The sequence below is a fragment of the Pseudomonas sp. B13(2017) genome (assembly GCF_002113245.1).
In the GTDB taxonomy this organism is placed as follows: Bacteria; Pseudomonadota; Gammaproteobacteria; order Pseudomonadales; family Pseudomonadaceae; genus Aquipseudomonas; species Aquipseudomonas putida_Z.
In genome coordinates this window covers 149,647-165,693 of the sequence record NZ_NEJX01000015.1, presented here as the reverse complement: position 1 = coordinate 165,693, position 16,047 = coordinate 149,647, and the positions used below count along the sequence as shown (strand labels likewise).

General features: G+C 64.2%; 10 protein-coding genes. 3 read left to right on the top strand and 7 right to left on the bottom strand.

Features of this window, described 5'->3' with window-relative positions; all coding sequences use genetic code 11:
* Window positions 1-299: 299 nt before the first annotated feature.
* From CAG44_RS19485 to CAG44_RS19475, 3 genes are all read left to right on the top strand, one after another.
* Complete coding sequence (locus CAG44_RS19485; RefSeq protein ID WP_085665637.1) at window positions 300-947, top strand: DUF1345 domain-containing protein; 648 nt, start codon at window positions 300-302, stop codon at window positions 945-947.
* Window positions 948-1,026: 79 nt separating this feature from the next.
* On the top strand, window positions 1,027-1,827 hold the full coding sequence (locus CAG44_RS19480; RefSeq protein WP_085692815.1) for an RHS repeat-associated core domain-containing protein: 801 nt from the start codon (window positions 1,027-1,029) through the stop codon (window positions 1,825-1,827).
* 278 nt (window positions 1,828-2,105) lie between these two features.
* Window positions 2,106-2,366, top strand: a complete 261-nt coding sequence (locus CAG44_RS19475; RefSeq protein WP_013972974.1) for a DUF1652 domain-containing protein — start codon at window positions 2,106-2,108, stop codon at window positions 2,364-2,366.
* On the opposite strand, the gene CAG44_RS19470 is transcribed toward CAG44_RS19475, so the two are convergent.
* The 7 genes from CAG44_RS19470 to CAG44_RS19440 form a co-directional block, all read right to left on the bottom strand.
* A complete protein-coding gene (locus CAG44_RS19470; RefSeq protein ID WP_085692814.1) occupies window positions 2,363-4,441 on the bottom strand; it encodes a bifunctional diguanylate cyclase/phosphodiesterase in 2,079 nt (692 codons plus the stop codon). The two genes, CAG44_RS19475 and CAG44_RS19470, sit on opposite strands and share 4 nt — an antisense overlap.
* Before the next feature lie 247 nt (window positions 4,442-4,688).
* Window positions 4,689-6,176 (bottom strand): efflux transporter outer membrane subunit, encoded by a 1,488-nt coding sequence (locus CAG44_RS19465; RefSeq protein ID WP_085692813.1) that lies wholly within the window; start codon window positions 6,174-6,176, stop codon window positions 4,689-4,691.
* On the bottom strand, window positions 6,173-9,280 hold the full coding sequence (locus CAG44_RS19460; RefSeq protein ID WP_085692812.1) for an efflux RND transporter permease subunit: 3,108 nt from the start codon (window positions 9,278-9,280) through the stop codon (window positions 6,173-6,175). Before CAG44_RS19460 ends, CAG44_RS19465 begins: the two co-directional genes overlap by 4 nt.
* On the bottom strand, window positions 9,277-12,375 hold the full coding sequence (locus tag CAG44_RS19455) for an MdtB/MuxB family multidrug efflux RND transporter permease subunit (protein WP_085591522.1): 3,099 nt from the start codon (window positions 12,373-12,375) through the stop codon (window positions 9,277-9,279). Before CAG44_RS19455 ends, CAG44_RS19460 begins: the two co-directional genes overlap by 4 nt.
* The gene (locus CAG44_RS19450; protein WP_085665643.1) at window positions 12,372-13,694 is read right to left on the bottom strand and encodes an MdtA/MuxA family multidrug efflux RND transporter periplasmic adaptor subunit; all 1,323 of its coding nucleotides are present in this window, start codon (window positions 13,692-13,694) and stop codon (window positions 12,372-12,374) included. Before CAG44_RS19450 ends, CAG44_RS19455 begins: the two co-directional genes overlap by 4 nt.
* 348 nt (window positions 13,695-14,042) lie before the next feature.
* Complete coding sequence (gene tpx, locus CAG44_RS19445; protein WP_025338839.1) at window positions 14,043-14,543, bottom strand: thiol peroxidase; 501 nt, start codon at window positions 14,541-14,543, stop codon at window positions 14,043-14,045.
* 166 nt (window positions 14,544-14,709) lie between these two features.
* Window positions 14,710-15,990 (bottom strand): serine/threonine transporter, encoded by a 1,281-nt coding sequence (locus tag CAG44_RS19440; RefSeq protein WP_085692811.1) that lies wholly within the window; start codon window positions 15,988-15,990, stop codon window positions 14,710-14,712.
* Window positions 15,991-16,047 lie beyond the last annotated feature (57 nt).

Genomic DNA, 16,047 nt, shown 5'->3' with positions numbered 1-16,047 from the left:
AAGGGGTGGGGCGAGTTCTCCCACGGTCTGTACTGCTGTGAACAGTCAGATTCGGCTTTTTCGTCCCACCACCCCTTCGAGTATCACCATACAAGCGGCTTTAGCCGCGAAGAACCCAACGCGGTGCATGGCACCGGCTGCGCCGGTGTTCGCGGCTAAAGCCGCTCCCACAGGGTACTTGCCAGCCACCGCGGTGCCTGCTTCGCGGGCTCGCCCGCTCCCACAATGGACCCGCGCATGTCCCTCATCTCTGAAATGTCCGACTAGAGTGGTACCCATACACTCGAAAACGAGGCCCCATGGCTTTCCACCGCCTGACCCACACCCACCCGCGCCTGAGCATCGCCACTGTGGTCGGCCTGCTCGGCGCCTGGCTGATCCCTGCCGGCGACAGCGTTCAGCACATCCTCGCCGGCTGGAACCTTGGCGTGTGGCTATACCTGCTGCTGGTGCTCTACCTGAGCTGGAGCGCCAATGCGGAAAAGGTACGCAAGATCGCCCGCGTCGAAGACGAAAACGCCGGCCTGGTCCTGCTTACCGTGTGCATCGCCGCCATCGCCAGCCTCGCCGCCGTCACCTTGCAACTGGTGTCCAGCCGTGGCCTGCAAGGCACGGCGCTGGCCCTGCACTACCTCTATACCGGCCTGACCGTGGCCGGCTCCTGGCTGCTGATCGGCTGCATTTTCAGCCTGCACTACGCGCGGCTGTTCTATACCGGACAAAACCACGAACCGCCGCTGCGCTTCACCGATGGCGAACGCAACCCCGATTACTGGGACTTTCACTACTTCTCGTTCACCATCAGCATGGCCGTGCAAACCTCCGATGTGGGCGTCGCCGGGCGGGACCTGCGGCGGGTGGTGCTGGCGCATTCGCTGGTCGGGTTCGTATTCAATACGGCGATCCTGGGGTTCACCATCAACATCGCTGCGGGGTTGCTCGGCTGATGCAGCTATCAAATCTGTTAGTTGCAGCCTGTGATCCATCAGCAGATTCTTGGTGCCATCAGGATCAAAGGGTTCAGTCATGAAATCAGCTAGATCGAAAAGTTTGCTCATTCAAGCTGATATCGCAAACAGTATCCTGGGGACGGCTGCAACCCCCTCCCGCCAGATGTATTCACCTTATGGGGTCAGTAAACCGGGTACATTTGAAGACATGTTAGGTTTTACCGGGCTTATCTATGACCCTGTTTCCGAGAGCTATTTGCTGGGAAATGGCCATAGGGCTTATAGCCCTTCCCTTATGTGCTTTTACCAACCAGACAGCTTTTCTCCTTTTCATGACGGCGGCATAAACTGTTACGCCTATTGCCAAAATGACCCTATAAATTTCACAGACCCGACAGGCCGTTTCAGAATGCCACGTCCACCAATGGCAAAGACTCGAACAGATAGCGTGTCGCAAGATAGCTTCCGCGCATCCCAAGGTTTTAATGGCCAACGCCCTCGCAGGGTTCAACAAAGGGCCGAGCGACGACGCCAACAAGGACAACGTCCGCAAGATCGCCCCCAAAGAGTGCCACAAGATAATCGCGAGGCCCCACCGCACCAAGGTCAGGAAATGAATCTTGCACAACTGGTGCGAGTGATGGATCACGCCGTGTTGCAAGCACGGAATATCGGCCGCCAAGCCATAAACACTCAACAAATCCACCCTTCTGAAGGGTTTCTCATGGTCATGGCGCTCGTCATGGCAGCATCCTCAACCGGGGAAACGGCCTTTACATGGATGACGACGGGAGCTATCAGGAATCCCATGGATACTACCCGTGCGGTGGCAAACTACTCGCCCGGTTATTCACCTCGTCCTCCTCCCGTGGGCTAAGTGGCAATGCCGCTCGTCCGAAAACATCGTGCGGGAGTGTCGATCAAAGTGGCAGAACCTGACGGGTTATCTTCCGACAACATGCCGGGAAAACGTTTGCCTTGCGGCCCTGCGCCAAATGCCCTCCATGACAAGGATGTGACCGCTGTCATGCATTAGCACATTTGTCGTATTTGCAGCCGAGAATACTCCGTGGCAGGTGCTATGGTTACTTTCCCGGCGGCCGCATCGATGTGGCCACCCGCTCACCACGTCCAGGTACGGACAAGGAGGCTGGCATGAACAAGATGACGTTCCCCAACGCCTGCCAGGTGATGCGCTGGCATTTCCACCCGCTGGGCTTCGAAGCCAGCATGGATGCGCCGCGCAGCATGGTCGCGCGGCTGTTCGACCGCGCCACCGGCGAAACCCTGCTGGCGATTGCCGGCATCCCCTGCTCGGCGATCATGGCCGCCGCCGATGTAGAGCGCATCATCGAGGCCGTCGAGGCGGAGATGGATACCTTCATGCCCGCCTTCACCTTGCGCGACGCGGTCTAGCCCGCTGCGGTACTTTCCTGGCGCATGGCCTGCAACTTGCCCATGAACTGCTCGGCCGGCACCGGCTGGCCCAGCAGGTAGCCTTGCAGCGAATCGCAGCCCAGGCGGGTCAGGAAGTCCTGCTGCCTGTCCGTCTCCACCCCTTCGGCGACGATGCGCAGGCCCAGCGCCACGATTGCCGAAACGATCGCCGCATCGTCGCTGTCCTGCTCCAGGTCGCGCACGAAACCGCGGTCGATCTTCAGCTCGTTGGCCGGCAGGCGCTTGAGGTACATCAGGCTGGAATAGCCGGTGCCAAAGTCATCGATGGACAGGTCCACGCCCATGTCGGACAGCCGCTGCAGCACCGTCAGGCTGGCATCGGCGTCGTGCATGGCGGTGGTTTCGGTAATTTCCAGGGTCAGGCAGTTGGCCGGCAGGCTGTTCTGCTGCAGGGCCCGGGCCACGCTCTCGACCAGCCCGGCATGGCAGAACTGGATGGCAGACAGGTTCACCGCCATGCGCCAGCCGTGGTGCCCCCGGTCCAGCCACTGGCGCATCTGCCGGCAGGCCTCGTTGAGCACCCATTCGCCAATGGGAATGATCAGGCCGGTCTTTTCCGCCAGGCCGATGAAACGGTCGGGCAGCAACAGGCCCTGCTGCGGGTGCTCCCAGCGCAGCAAGGCCTCGGCACCGATCGGCTGGCAATTCTGGGCATCGAACTTGGGCTGGTAGTGCAGGCGGAACTGACGCTGCTCCAGGGCCTGGCGCAGGTCCTGCAGTAGCTGCAATTGCTGGCGGGCGTTGCTGTTCATCGACACGTCGAAGAAGCTGTAGCCATTCTTGCCGGCGCTCTTGGCGTGGTACATGGCGGCGTCGGCATTGCGCAACAGCTCGTGCTGGTCCTGGCCATTGCCCGGGTACAGGACGATGCCCAGGCTCGCCGTCAGCTGCAGGTCATGCTCGGCCACGCGGAACGGCCGTGATACCAGGTTGACCTGCTTGACCGCCACATCCATGGCATCGTTCGGCTCGCGCAGCTGCACCAGCAGCACGAATTCGTCGCCGCCGATGCGCGCCAACGTGTCCTGGCTGTGCAGGTGCCCGCGCAGGCGTGTCGCCACCGCCTTGAGCAGCAAGTCGCCGACGTGGTGGCCGAAGGCATCGTTGACGGGCTTGAAACCGTCCAGGTCGATGAACATCAGGGCAAAGCAGCCGCCCTGCTCCGCTACCTTGGCGATGGCCTGCTCGATGCGGTCGGCCAGCAAAGTACGGTTGGGCAGGTCGGTGAGGGTGTCGTGCAGGGCCAGTTGGGTCAGTTCCTGGTTGGCCAGGGTCAGCGAGCGGGCCAGCTCGGCGGTGCGTGCCTCCAGGCGGGCGTCCAGCACCGAGGTGAGCAAGGCCACCGCCAGTACCGCCAGGGTGGTGATCAGCACCAGGTACACCAGGCCATCGCCTTGCAGGCCTCCCCCGGCCAGCGCACCGCAGAAGCTGCCTTCGGGGAAATTCGCCGCGGCCATGCCGGTGTAGTGCATGCCGACGATGGCAAAGCCCATCACCACCGCCGCCAGGCCGCGAATCTGCCGTACATAAGGGGTGTGCGCGCGCAGACGGAAGGCGATCCACAACGCCGCTGCCGAGGCGCCCACGGCAATCAGCAGCGAGGCCCCGAACAGCGCCGGGTCATAGTCGATGCCCGGCAGCATGCGCAGCGCGGCCATGCCGGTGTAGTGCATGCAGGCGATGCCGGCGCCCATGATCAGCGCGCCAAACGCCAGCTGCTGCCACGGCAGGCTCGGCTGGCTGACCAGCCACAAGGCAAAGCCCGAGGACAACACGGCAATCAGCAGCGAGAACGCGGTCAGGGCCAGGTCGTAGCCGAGGTCGATGGGCAGGCTGAAGGCGAGCATGCCGATGAAGTGCATCGACCACACGCCGATGCCCATGGCCAGCGCGCCACCCCCCATCCACAGGCAGGCAGCCCGACCTTTGGCCGTGGCGATGCGGCCGGTCAGGTCAAGGGCGGTATAGGACGCCAGGATCGCCACGCACAGCGAAATCAACACCAGCGAAGAGGAGTAGCTACCGGTCAGCATTGGGAGTTCCAGCGACGGGACGGGAGGCCCGGAAAAAGCTGACGATTGTACTCAAGCTTAGGCGAAACGCACGGGGTTTTTGCGAATGGGAATGGATCCAAAGCCCGCATGGGGCTGCTGCGCAGCCCATCGCCGGCAAGCCGGCTCCCACCTCGACCGCATCGACCTCAGGGCTTGCACAGTACCTGTGGGAGCCGGCTTGCCGGCGATGAGGCCGGTACAGCAATTCGCTGTACTAAAGGCCCAATCAATCCTGCTCGGCAAACGCCTGTTCCGCATCCCAACCACCACCCAGCGCGGCAACCAGCTGCACGCTTGCCACCAGCCGCCCCTGCAGCAGGTTCAACACACTGCGCTCGTTGCTCAGCGCCGTGGTCTGCACGTTGACCACATCCAGGTAGCCGATCAGCCCGGCGCGGTACTGGTTCTCGGTCAGGCGCAGCGACTCGCGGGCGGCATCCAGTGCCTCCTGGCGCACCACCGCCTCATCGCCATACACCTTCAACTGCACCAGCAGGTTTTCCACTTCCTTGAAGCCGTCGAGCACGGTCTGGCGGTACTGCGCCACGGTCTGGTCATACACCGCCACCGTGCGGTCCACCTCGGCACTGCGCTTGCCGGCGTCGAACAAGGTCAGCGCCAGCTGCGGGCCTACGGACCAGTAGCGGTTGGGCAGTTCGATCCAGTTGCTGAAGCTGCTGCTGGAGTAACCGCCACTCATGCTCAGGCTCAGGTCCGGGAAGTACGCCGCCCGCGACACGCCGATGTTGGCGTTGGCAGCCATCACGTTGCGCTCGGCCGCAGCGATGTCCGGGCGCCGCTCCAGCAACTGCGAAGGCAAGGCCACCGGAATTTGCGGCAGCGCCGGAATTGCCTTGCTGTCGGCCAGGGCGAAGTCCGCCGGGGCCTTGCCGAGCAACACGGCAATGGCGTTCTCGAACTGCGCGCGCTGCCAGATCAGGTCGATCAGGTCGGCCTGGGTGCTCTTGAGCTGGGTACGCGCCTGGGCCACCGCATCCGGGCCGGCGACGCCGGCGCGGTACTGGTTTTCGTTCATCCGCAAGGACCGTTCATAAGCTGCCACGGTGGCTTCCAGCAGGCGCTTCTGCTCGTCGATCACCCGCAGCTGCAGGTAGTTCTGCACCAGTTCCGACTGCTGGCTGAGGCGGATCGAGGCCAGGTCGGCCAGGCTGGCTTCGGCACTGGCTTCGTTGCCATTGAGGGTTTCGCGCAGCTTGCCCCACAGGTCGATTTCCCAGCTGACGCCGAGCTGGGCGTTGTAGGTGTTGCGAATGCCGCTGCTGTTGTTGGACAGGCTCGAGCTGGAGCTACCGGTGCCCTGGGCCGAGCGGTTCTTGCCAACGCTCAGGTCCAGGCTGGGGAACAGTGCCGCTCGGCTGCTGCGCACCAGCGCCTGGGCCTGGCGGTACTGGGCCTCCGATTGCGCCACGGTCTGGTTGCTGCGGTTGAGCTCTTCGACCAGCGCATTGAGCCCGGCATCGCCGTAGATTTCCCACCAGGCGCCGCGGGCGATGGCATCGGACGGCGTGGCCTGGGTCCAGCCTTCGGCATGCTTGAACTGCGCCGTGCTGCTCAGCTCCGGGCGGTGGTAGTCCGGGCTCAGGGTGCAGGCGCTGAGCAAGGCGACGCACAACCCGGCGCCGAGCAGGCGCGAGCCACGCCCACGGGTCAGCGTCTGCAGGGCGCGGTGAAGTGGGGTCTGGGCAAAAGTCATAGCGGGGTTTCCAGGGCGGCGTCGGTGCGCACGCCACGCCAACGGTTGAAACGGTGACGCAGGCGGTCCAGGTACAGGTAGACCACCGGTGTCGTGTAAAGAGTGAGGATCTGGCTGAACACCAGGCCGCCAATGATGGTCAGGCCCAGTGGCTGGCGCATTTCCGCGCCTTCGGCGCGGCTCAGCAGCAGCGGCAAGGCACCGAGGATGGCCGCCAGGGTAGTCATCAGGATCGGCCGCAGGCGCAGCAGGCAGGCCCGGCGGATCGACTCTTCCGGTGTCAGGCCCTGGTGGCGCTCCAGCTGCAAGGCCAGGTCGATCATCAGGATGGCGTTCTTCTTCACCACGCCGATCAGCAGGAACAGCCCCAGCAGCGAGATCAGGCTGAACTCGCCGCCGGTGACGTACAGCGCCAGCAAGGCACCGACGCCGGCCGAGGGCAGTGTCGAGAGGATGGTCAGCGGGTGAATGTAGCTTTCGTAGAGGATGCCCAGCACCAGGTAGACCAGCACCAGCGCGCCAAGGATCATCAGCGGCTGGCCTTCCTGAGTCTTGGCGAAGGCATCGGCGGTACCACCAAGCTTGGCGATCACTTCCTCGGGCAAGCCCAGCTTGGCCACCGCACGCTCCAGCGCCGCCATGGCCTGGTCGGGGCTGTAGCCTTCGGCGACGTCGAAGGCGATGCTTTCGGCGGCGAACTGGCCTTCGTGGCTGACCCGGTCGTTGGCCAGGCTGTTCTCGTAGTGGGCGATGGTCGACAGCGGTACGCGGGCACCGTCGGCGGTAATCACCTGTACCTGCTCGAGGGTGCTCGGGTCCCAGGCGTACTTCGGGTTGATCTCCAGCACTACCTGGTACTGGTTGAGGCTGTCGTAGATGGTGGAGATCTGGCGCTGGCTGTAGGCGTTGTTCAGCACCGTGGTGACCATGTCCATGTCGATGCCCAGGCGCTTGGCCTGGTCGCGGTCGACCACCAGGGTCACCTGCTGGGTGCCGGCACCGTCGCGGGCGTCGATGGCAGTCAGCTGCGGCAGTGCACGCAGCGCCGCCACCACTTTCGGGAACCATTCGCGCAACGCCGTCAGGTCACCGCTCTGCAGGGAATACAGGTACTGCGAGGAGGTCTGGTCACGGCCCCCGCCGCCCAGTTGCAGGTCCTGGTCGGCCATCAGGAACAGGCGCCCGCCGGGTACCTTGGGCATTTCCTTGCGCAGGCGTTCGATCACCTTCTGGGCGTCGAGCTTGCGCTCGCTGATCGGTTTCAGGCGCACCAGCACAAAGGCATTGTTGGTCCCGCTGTTGCCCCCGATGAAGCCGGCAACGCTCTGCACTGCCGGGTCGGCCAGCAATGCGCGGCGATAGATCTCCATTTTCGGTTGCATCACGCTGAACGACAGGCCGTCGTCGCCACGGATGAAGCCCATCAGCTGGCCGGTATCCTGCTGCGGCATCAGCGTCTTGGGCACCACCACGTACAGGGCGATGTTGATGCCGATGGTGGCCAGCAGGCTGATCAGCGTCAGGCGCTTGTGGCGCAAGGCCCAGCCCAGGCTGCGGTCATAGGCATCGACCATGCGCTGGTGCAACTGGCCGCTCCAGCGCTGCAGGCGGTTCTGCTCGGCCTGGTGCGGCTTGAGCCAGCGGGCGCACAGCATCGGCGTGAGGGTCAGCGACACCACCAGCGACACGATGATCGCCGCCGCCAGGGTGATGGAGAACTCCTGGAACAGGTTGCGCACGATGCCGCCCATGAACAGGATGGAGACGAACACCGCCACCAGCGACACGTTCATCGACAGCAAGGTGAAACCCACTTCCTTGGCACCCAGGAAGGCCGCCTTCATCGGCGGCTGGCCGTCCTCGATGTGCCGGGAGATGTTCTCCAGCACCACGATGGCGTCGTCCACCACCAGGCCGGTGGCAAGAATAAGCGCCATCAGCGACAGGTTGTTGAGCGAGAACCCGCACAGGTACATGACCGCGAAGGTGCCCACCAGTGACACCGGCACCGCCAGGCTGGGGATCAGCGAGGCCCGCAGGCTGCCGAGGAACAGGTAGACCACCAGGATCACCAGCACCACGGCGATCAGCAGGGTGTGCTCGGCTTCCTTGAGGGTTGCCTTGATCACTGGCGAGCGGTCCATGGCCACGTTCAGTTGCACGCTGGCCGGCAGCAGCGACTGCAGGGCCGGCAACTGCGCCTTGATCTGGTCGACTGTTTCGATGATGTTGGCGCCGGTCTGGCGGTTGACCACCAGCAGCACCGCGCTCTGGTCGTTGAAGAAGCCGCTGTTGTAGCGGTTCTCGACACCATCGGTGATGGTCGCCACGTCGGACAGGCGCAGGATGGTGCCGTTCTGCTGGCGGATCACCACGGGCTCGTAGTCCTTGGCGCTTTCCAGCTGGTCATTGGCGCGCACCTGCCAGTTGCGCTCGGCGTCCTCGACAAAGCCCATCGGCCGGCGCTGGTTAGCGTTGGACACCGCAGTGCGCACTTCATCCAGCGACAGGCCGTACTGGTTGAGCAATTGCGGCTCCACGGCAATGCGCACTGCCGGCAACGAACTGCCGCCGATCTGCACCTCCCCTACCCCGGGCACCTGGGCCAGGCTCTGCGACAGGATGGTGTCGGCCAGGTCGTACAACTGGCCCTTCTGCAGCACGTCCGAAGTCAGCGACAGCACCATGATCGGTGCCTGCGACGGGTTGATCTTCTTGTAGGTGGGCATGCTGCGCATACCGCTGGGCAGCAGGTTGCGGGTGGCGTTGATCGCCGCCTGCACCTCGCGCGCCGCACCGTCGATGTCGCGGCCCATCTCGAAGCCGATGATCACCCGTGTGGAGCCCTGGTTGGAGCTGCTGGTCAGGGTGGTCACCCCGGCAATGCTGCCCAGCTTGCGCTCCAGCGGCGTGGCCACGGTGGAGGCCATCACTTCCGGGCTGGCGCCGGACAGGTTGGCCGACACCACGATCACCGGGAAGTCCATCTGTGGCAGCGGCGCCACCGGCAGCAGGCCGAAGCTGACCCCGCCCAGCAGCATGATCGCCAGGCTCAACAGCATGGTCGCCACCGGGCGACGGATGAAAGGACCGGACAGGTTCATGCCTCGGCCTGCTTCACGTCAGTGGCCGGGCGCCAGCGGCGGGCCAGGCGGTCGAAGTACAGGTAGATGACCGGGGTGGTGAACAACGTCAGCACCTGACTGACCAGCAACCCGCCGACCATCACCAGGCCCAGCGGCTGGCGCAGCTCGGCGCCGGAACCGGTGGCGAGCATCAGCGGCACAGCGCCGAACAGCGCGGCCAGGGTGGTCATCAGGATCGGCCGGAAGCGCAGCAGCGCCGCCTGGTAGATGGCATCGCGCGGGCTCATGCCCTGCTGGCGCTCGGCCTCGAGGGCGAAGTCGATCATCATGATCGCGTTCTTCTTGACGATGCCGATCAGCAGGATGATGCCGATGATGGCGATCATACCCAGGTCGTTGCCGCTGATGAGCAAGGCCAGCAAGGCGCCGACCGCCGCCGACGGCAGGGTCGATAGAATGGTCACCGGGTGGATGTAGCTCTCGTACAGCACGCCCAGCACGATGTACATGGTCACCACCGCCGCCAGGATCAACAGCAAGGTGCTCGACAGCGATGCCTGGAAGGCTTCCGCCGCACCTTGGAAGCGGGTTTGCACGCCCAGCGGCATGCCGATGTCCTTTTGCACCTGCTCGATCACCTGCACCGCCTCGCCCAGCGAAGCGCCGTGGGCCAGGTTGAACGACAGGGTCACCGCCGGGAACTGGCCGATGTGGGAAATGGCCAGCTGGGCCTGGCGCTGCTCAATGCGCGCCAACGCCGACAGGCGCACCTGGCCGCCATCGGTGGCCTTGACGTGGATCGACTCCAGCGCCTGCGGGCCGATCACCGCCGCATCCTGCGACTGCAACACCACGCGGTACTGGCTGGCCTGGGTGTAGATGGTCGAGATCTGGCGCTGGCCGAAGGCGTCGTACAGGGCGTTGGTGATCTGCGACACGCTGATGCCCAGGCGGCTGGCCATGTCGCGGTCGATCACCAGGTACACCTGCAAGCCCTTGTCCTGCAGGTCGCTGGCCACGTCGGCCAGTTCCGGGCGCTGCTGCAGCGCCTGCACCAGCTTGCCGCTCCACTGCGCCAGCAGGTCGGCGTCCGGCGACGACAGGCTGAACTGGTACTGGGTACGGCTGACCCGGTCTTCGATGCTGAGGTCCTGCACCGGCTGCATGAACAGGCGGATACCCACCAGCCGGTCGACTTGCGGCTGCAGGCGGTTGATCACCTCGCTGGCAGTGACATCACGCTCGCCATGGGGCTTGAGGTTGATCAGCAGGCGGCCGCTGTTGAGCGTGGCGTTGTCGCCATCGACACCGATGTAGGACGACAGGCTCTGCACCGCCGGGTCCTGCAGGATCACCTTGCTCAGGGCCTGCTGGCGTTCGCTCATGGCGGCGAACGAGGTGGACTGCGGCGCTTCGGAAATGCCCTGGATCACCCCGGTGTCCTGCACCGGGAAGAAGCCCTTGGGCACCACCATGTACAGGAATACGGTGAGCGCCAGGCTGGCCACGGCCACCAGCAGCGTCAGCGGCTGGCGCTTGAGTACCCACTGCAGGGCGCTGCCGTAGTGCCTGATCAGCCAGTCGATCCAGGCGCCACTGGCGCGGTAGAACCGGCCCTGTTCCTCTTCCTTGGGCTCACGCTTGAGCAGGCGCGCGCACATCATCGGCGTGAGGGTCAGCGATACCACCAGGGAAATCAGGATGGCCACCGCCAGGGTAATGGCGAACTCGCGGAACAGGCGGCCGACCACATCGGCCATGAAAAGCAGCGGGATCAGTACCGCAATCAGCGAGAAGGTCAGCGAGATCAGGGTGAAGCCGATTTGCCGGGCGCCCTTGAGCGCAGCCTGCATGGGCGTCTCGCCCTCCTCGATGTGCCGGGAGATGTTCTCCAGCATGACGATGGCGTCGTCGACCACGAAACCGGTGGCGATGGTCAGGGCCATCAGCGTCAGGTTGTTGACCGAGAAGCCGGCCAGGTACATCACGCCGAAGGTGCCGATCAGCGACAACGGCACGGCGATCGACGGAATGAGGGTGGCACTGAAACGGCGCAGGAACACGAACGTGACCATAACCACCAGGGCGATGGCGATCAGCAGTTCGTGCTGCACATCCTTGACCGCGGCGCGGATAGTCTGGGTGCGGTCGGTGAGCACCGAAACATCGAGGCCGGCCGGCAGGTTGTCGGTGATCGACGGCAGCAGTTCCTTGATACGGTCGACCACTTCGATGACGTTGGCGCCCGGCTGGCGCTGGATGTTCAGCAGCACCGCATGGTTTTCATTGGCCCAGGCAGCCAGGCGCTCGTTCTCCGCGCCGTCGACGATTTCCGCGACGTCCTTCAGGCGCAGCGGTGCACCGTTGTTGTAGGCCAGGATCAGGTTGGCGTATTCCTCAGGGGAGCGCAGCTGGTCGTTGGCATCGAGCATTGACACCCGGGTCGGGCCATCGAAGTTGCCCTTGGGCTGGTTGACGTTGGAGGCGCCGATCAGGGTGCGTACGTCCTCCAGGTTCAGGCCGTTGGCGGCCAGGGCATCGACGTTGACCTTGATCCGCACCGCCTGACGCTGACCGCCGGCGATGCTGACCATGCCCACACCGCTGATCTGCGCGAGCTTCTGGGCCACGCGGGTATCGACCAGGTCGTTGAGCTTGGGCAGCGGCATGGTCTTGCTGGAGATGGCCAGGGTCAGCACCGGGGTGTCGGCCGGGTTGACCTTGTTGTACACCGGCGGCGCCGGCAGGTCGCTGGGCAGCAGGTTGCTGGCGGCGTTGATCGCGGCCTGCACCTGTTGCTCGGCAACGTCCATGTTCATGTCGAGGTTGAAGCGCAGGGTCAGCACCGAGGCGCCGCCGGAGCTGGTCGAAGCCATCTGCTCCAGGCCCGGCATCTGGCCGAACTGGCGTTCCAGCGGCGCGGTAACGGCGCTGGTCATGACCTGCGGGCTGGCACCGGGGTACAGGGTCATGACCCGGATGGTCGGGTAATCCACCTGCGGCAAGGCGGAAACCGGCAGCAGCTTGTAGGCGATCAGGCCGGCCAGGACGATGGCCAGCATGCTCAGCGTGGTGGCAACCGGCCGCAGGATGAACAGACGCGAGAGGTTCATGCGCCCGCCTTGCCTGCTGCGCTACCAGGCTGTGCTTTACCGGGCTGCACATCACCAGTGCTTGCCGAACCCTTGGCTTCCTGGCCTTGCAGGTGCTGGCCCGGGGTGGTCGGCACCTGCGAGCTGTCTTCGACCACTTCCACCTTGGTGCCTTCGCGCAGGCGGTCGGTGCCTTCCAGCACCAGGCGGTCGCCGGCCTTGAGGCCCTCGAGAATGACGCTGTTCTCGCCGTCGCTGGCGCCAACCTTGAGCTTGCGGATATTGACCGTGTTCTGGTCATTGACCACGTAGGCGAAGGAGCCGTCATTGCCGAACTGGATGGCCGCCGCCGGGGCCATGGTCACCTGCTTGAGGGTGTCGGCCAGCAGGCGCACGTTGACGAACTGGTTGGGGAACAGGGCCAGGTCCTTGTTCTCGAAGCGGCCCTTGAACTTGAGGGTGCCGGTGGTGGTGTCGATCTGGTTGTCGATGCTGCCCAGCACGCCGGTGGACTGCAGCTTGCTGTCACTGCGGTCCCAGGCCTCGACCGGCAGGCTGGCGCCGCTGCGGTAGCGTTCCAGCACGGTGCTCAACTCGGTTTCCGGCAGGGTGAAGGCAACGCTGATCGGCTCGGTCTGGGTGATCACCACCAGCGCGGTGGTGTCGTTGGCGGCCACCAGGTTGCCCAGGTCGAGCTGGCGCAGGCCCACGCGGCCGTTGATCGGCGCGCGGATCTGGGTGAAGTCGAGGTTCAGGCGGGCGTCGTTGACCTGCGCCTGGTTGGTCTTCACCAGCCCCTGGAACTGCGCCACCTGCGCTTCGGCGGTGTCGAGGGTTTGCTTGGCGATGCTGTCCTCGGCGTACAGGCCTTTATAGCGGGCCAGGTCGACCTGGGCGTTCTTCAGTTGCGCCTGGTTCTGCGCCAGGGTGCCTTCGGCCTGTTGCAGGGCGATGCGGTACGAGCGCGGGTCGATCTCGGCGAGCAGGTCGCCGGCCTTGACCTGCTGGCCTTCCTTGAAGTGGATCTTGACCAGCTCGCCAGCCACGCGGCTGCGCACGTTGACGGTGTTGGTCGCGGTGACGGTGCCCAGGGCCTTGTAGTACAGCGGGAAGTCACCCACCCGCACCGGCTCGACGCGCACCGGCACCGGGTCGCTGGAGCCGCCGAAGCCCGGGCGACCGCCCATCATGCCCATGCCCTTGCCACCGCGCCCGCCACCGGCTTCTTTAGGCGCAGGCGCTGCTGCGGGCCACAGCCACCAGGCCAGTGCAGCCACCAGCAGCAGGATCAGCAGGCCTACGAGCCAGCGACGAGGGGAACGGGAATTGGACGCTTGCATGGGTTGAACGAACCTTGTTCGGAATGACGACTTGGGGAGGATGAACGATAAGCACTGGCATCGTTTTAGCAAAGCGCCTTTACCAGAGGTTTACCTTTGCCTGACGTTGCCAAGGGGTTGAACTTTAAATGAAAACGGCCCGGAACGCGTTCCGGGCCGTTTACAGGGTGTTGCTTGGAGCGGTGGCGGGCTGAAAGGTTTCGGTTGCCTGTGCCGGCCTCTTCGCGGGCTTGCCCGCTCCCACAGGTACAGCACAGGTTTCAAAGGCTGTGACATCCCTGTGGGAGCGGGCAAGCCCGCGAAGGGGCCGGTACAGGCGATAGACGCCCGCCCTGCCCCACACAACCCTTACTTCAGCACAGCCAGCGCTGCATCGTAGTTCGGCTCATCAGCAATTTCGCCAACCAGCTCGCTGTGCAGCACCTTGTCGTTTTCGTCCAGCACCACCACGGCACGGGCAGCCAGGCCGGCCAGCGGGCCATCGGCGATGGCCACGCCGTAGTTTTCGAGGAACTCGCGGCCACGCAGGGTCGACAGGTTCTTCACGTTGTCCAGGCCTTCGGCGCCGCAGAAGCGTGCCTGGGCGAACGGCAGGTCAGCGGAGATGCACAGCACCACGGTGTTGGCCACATCGTTGGCCTGGGCGTTGAACTTGCGCACGGAGGTAGCGCAGGTCGGGGTGTCGACGCTCGGGAAGATGTTCAGCACCTTGCGCTTGCCGGCGTAGTCTTTCAGCGACTTGTCAGCCAGGCCTTCACCTACCAGGGAGAAAGCCGGAGCCTGGGCGCCGGTTTTCGGCAGTTCGCCGTTGACCTGAACCGGGTTGCCTTTGAGAGTCACTTGAGCCATGACGAAATCCTTATGCGGGGTTTGAAAAGGACACTGAGTTAAGCATGAAGGCGGCCGGGTGCCTATGGGGGCAGGTGAAATTGTTCTGTTGCCGGACAATTCTTGTGGACAAAAAAATGCCCGGGTGGCAACAAGCGACCCGGGCATTACTGTTGCAGATGGCGTATCAGCCCAGCAGGCCGTATACCACCGAGGTCAGCGCAACCAGGCCGACTACCACCACGAACACGTTGGAGGCAGCACCGCTGTACTTGCGCATGGATGGCACGCGGCGAATGGCGTACATCGGCATCAGGAACAGCAGCACCGCGAGGATCGGGCCACCGAGCGACTCGATCATGCCGAGGATGCTTGGGTTGAGGGTGGCGACGATCCAGCACACCACCAGCATCAGCGCGGCGACCACGCGGTCCAGGGCCTTGGCGCTCGGGCGAGCACCGGCCTTGGTGATGATGCCCTTCAGGCCTTCGCTGGCGCCGATGTAGTGGCCGAGGAACGACTTGGCGATGGCCACGAAAGCAATCAGCGGTGCAGCGAACGCGATGGTCGGGTTGCTGAAGTGGTTGGCCAGGTACGACAGGATCGACAGGTTCTGCGCCTTGGCCTCGGCCAGCTGGGCGCTGCTCAGGGTGAGCACGCAACTGAACACGAAGAACAGCACCATCACCACCATCAGCAGGTGGGCACGGCGCAGGATCTGGCCGCTACGCTCATCGGCATGCTCGCCGTAGCGGCGCTTCTGGTCGACGGCAAAGGCGGAGATGATCGGCGAGTGGTTGAACGAGAACACCATCACCGGAATCGCCAGCCACAGGGTGTGCAGGAAGGCCGAGGCCGGTGGCACCTGGGTGGCGCTGTCGAGAATGCCACCGGTCCAGTGCGGCACCAGGTACAGGCCCAGCAATGCCAGGGCGACGATGAACGGGTAGACCAGCAGGCTCATGACCTTGACCGTGGCCTGCTCGCCGCAGCGCACGATGGCCAGCAGGCCGAGGATCAGCACGAACGACAGGATGGCCCGTGGCGGCGGCTCCATGTGCAGCTGGTGCTCCATGAAGCTGGACACGGTGTTGGTCAGCGCCACGCTATAGATAAGCAGGATCGGGAAGATCGCGAAGAAGTACAGCACGGTGATCGAGGCGCCGGCGGTAATGCCGAAGTGCTCCTTGACCACTTCGGTGATATCGCCGTCATTGCGCCCGGAAAGGACGAAACGGGTCAGCCCGCGGTGAGCGAAATAGGTCATCGGGAAGGCCAGTATGGCCAGGATCAGCAACGGCCAGAAGCCGCCAAGGCCGGCGTTGATCGGCAGGAACAGGGTTCCGGCGCCGATCGCTGTGCCGAACAGGCCCAGCATCCAGGTGGTGTCGTGACGCGACCAGCTGCCGAGGGTGGCGGGGGTCGATTCTGCAAAGCGTTGTTCAACGCTTGGGGCCTGCTCATTCATTCCGGGTGAAGCTCCACTCGCAAGACTGCAACAGGCTGAGAATGGCGAAATAGACGT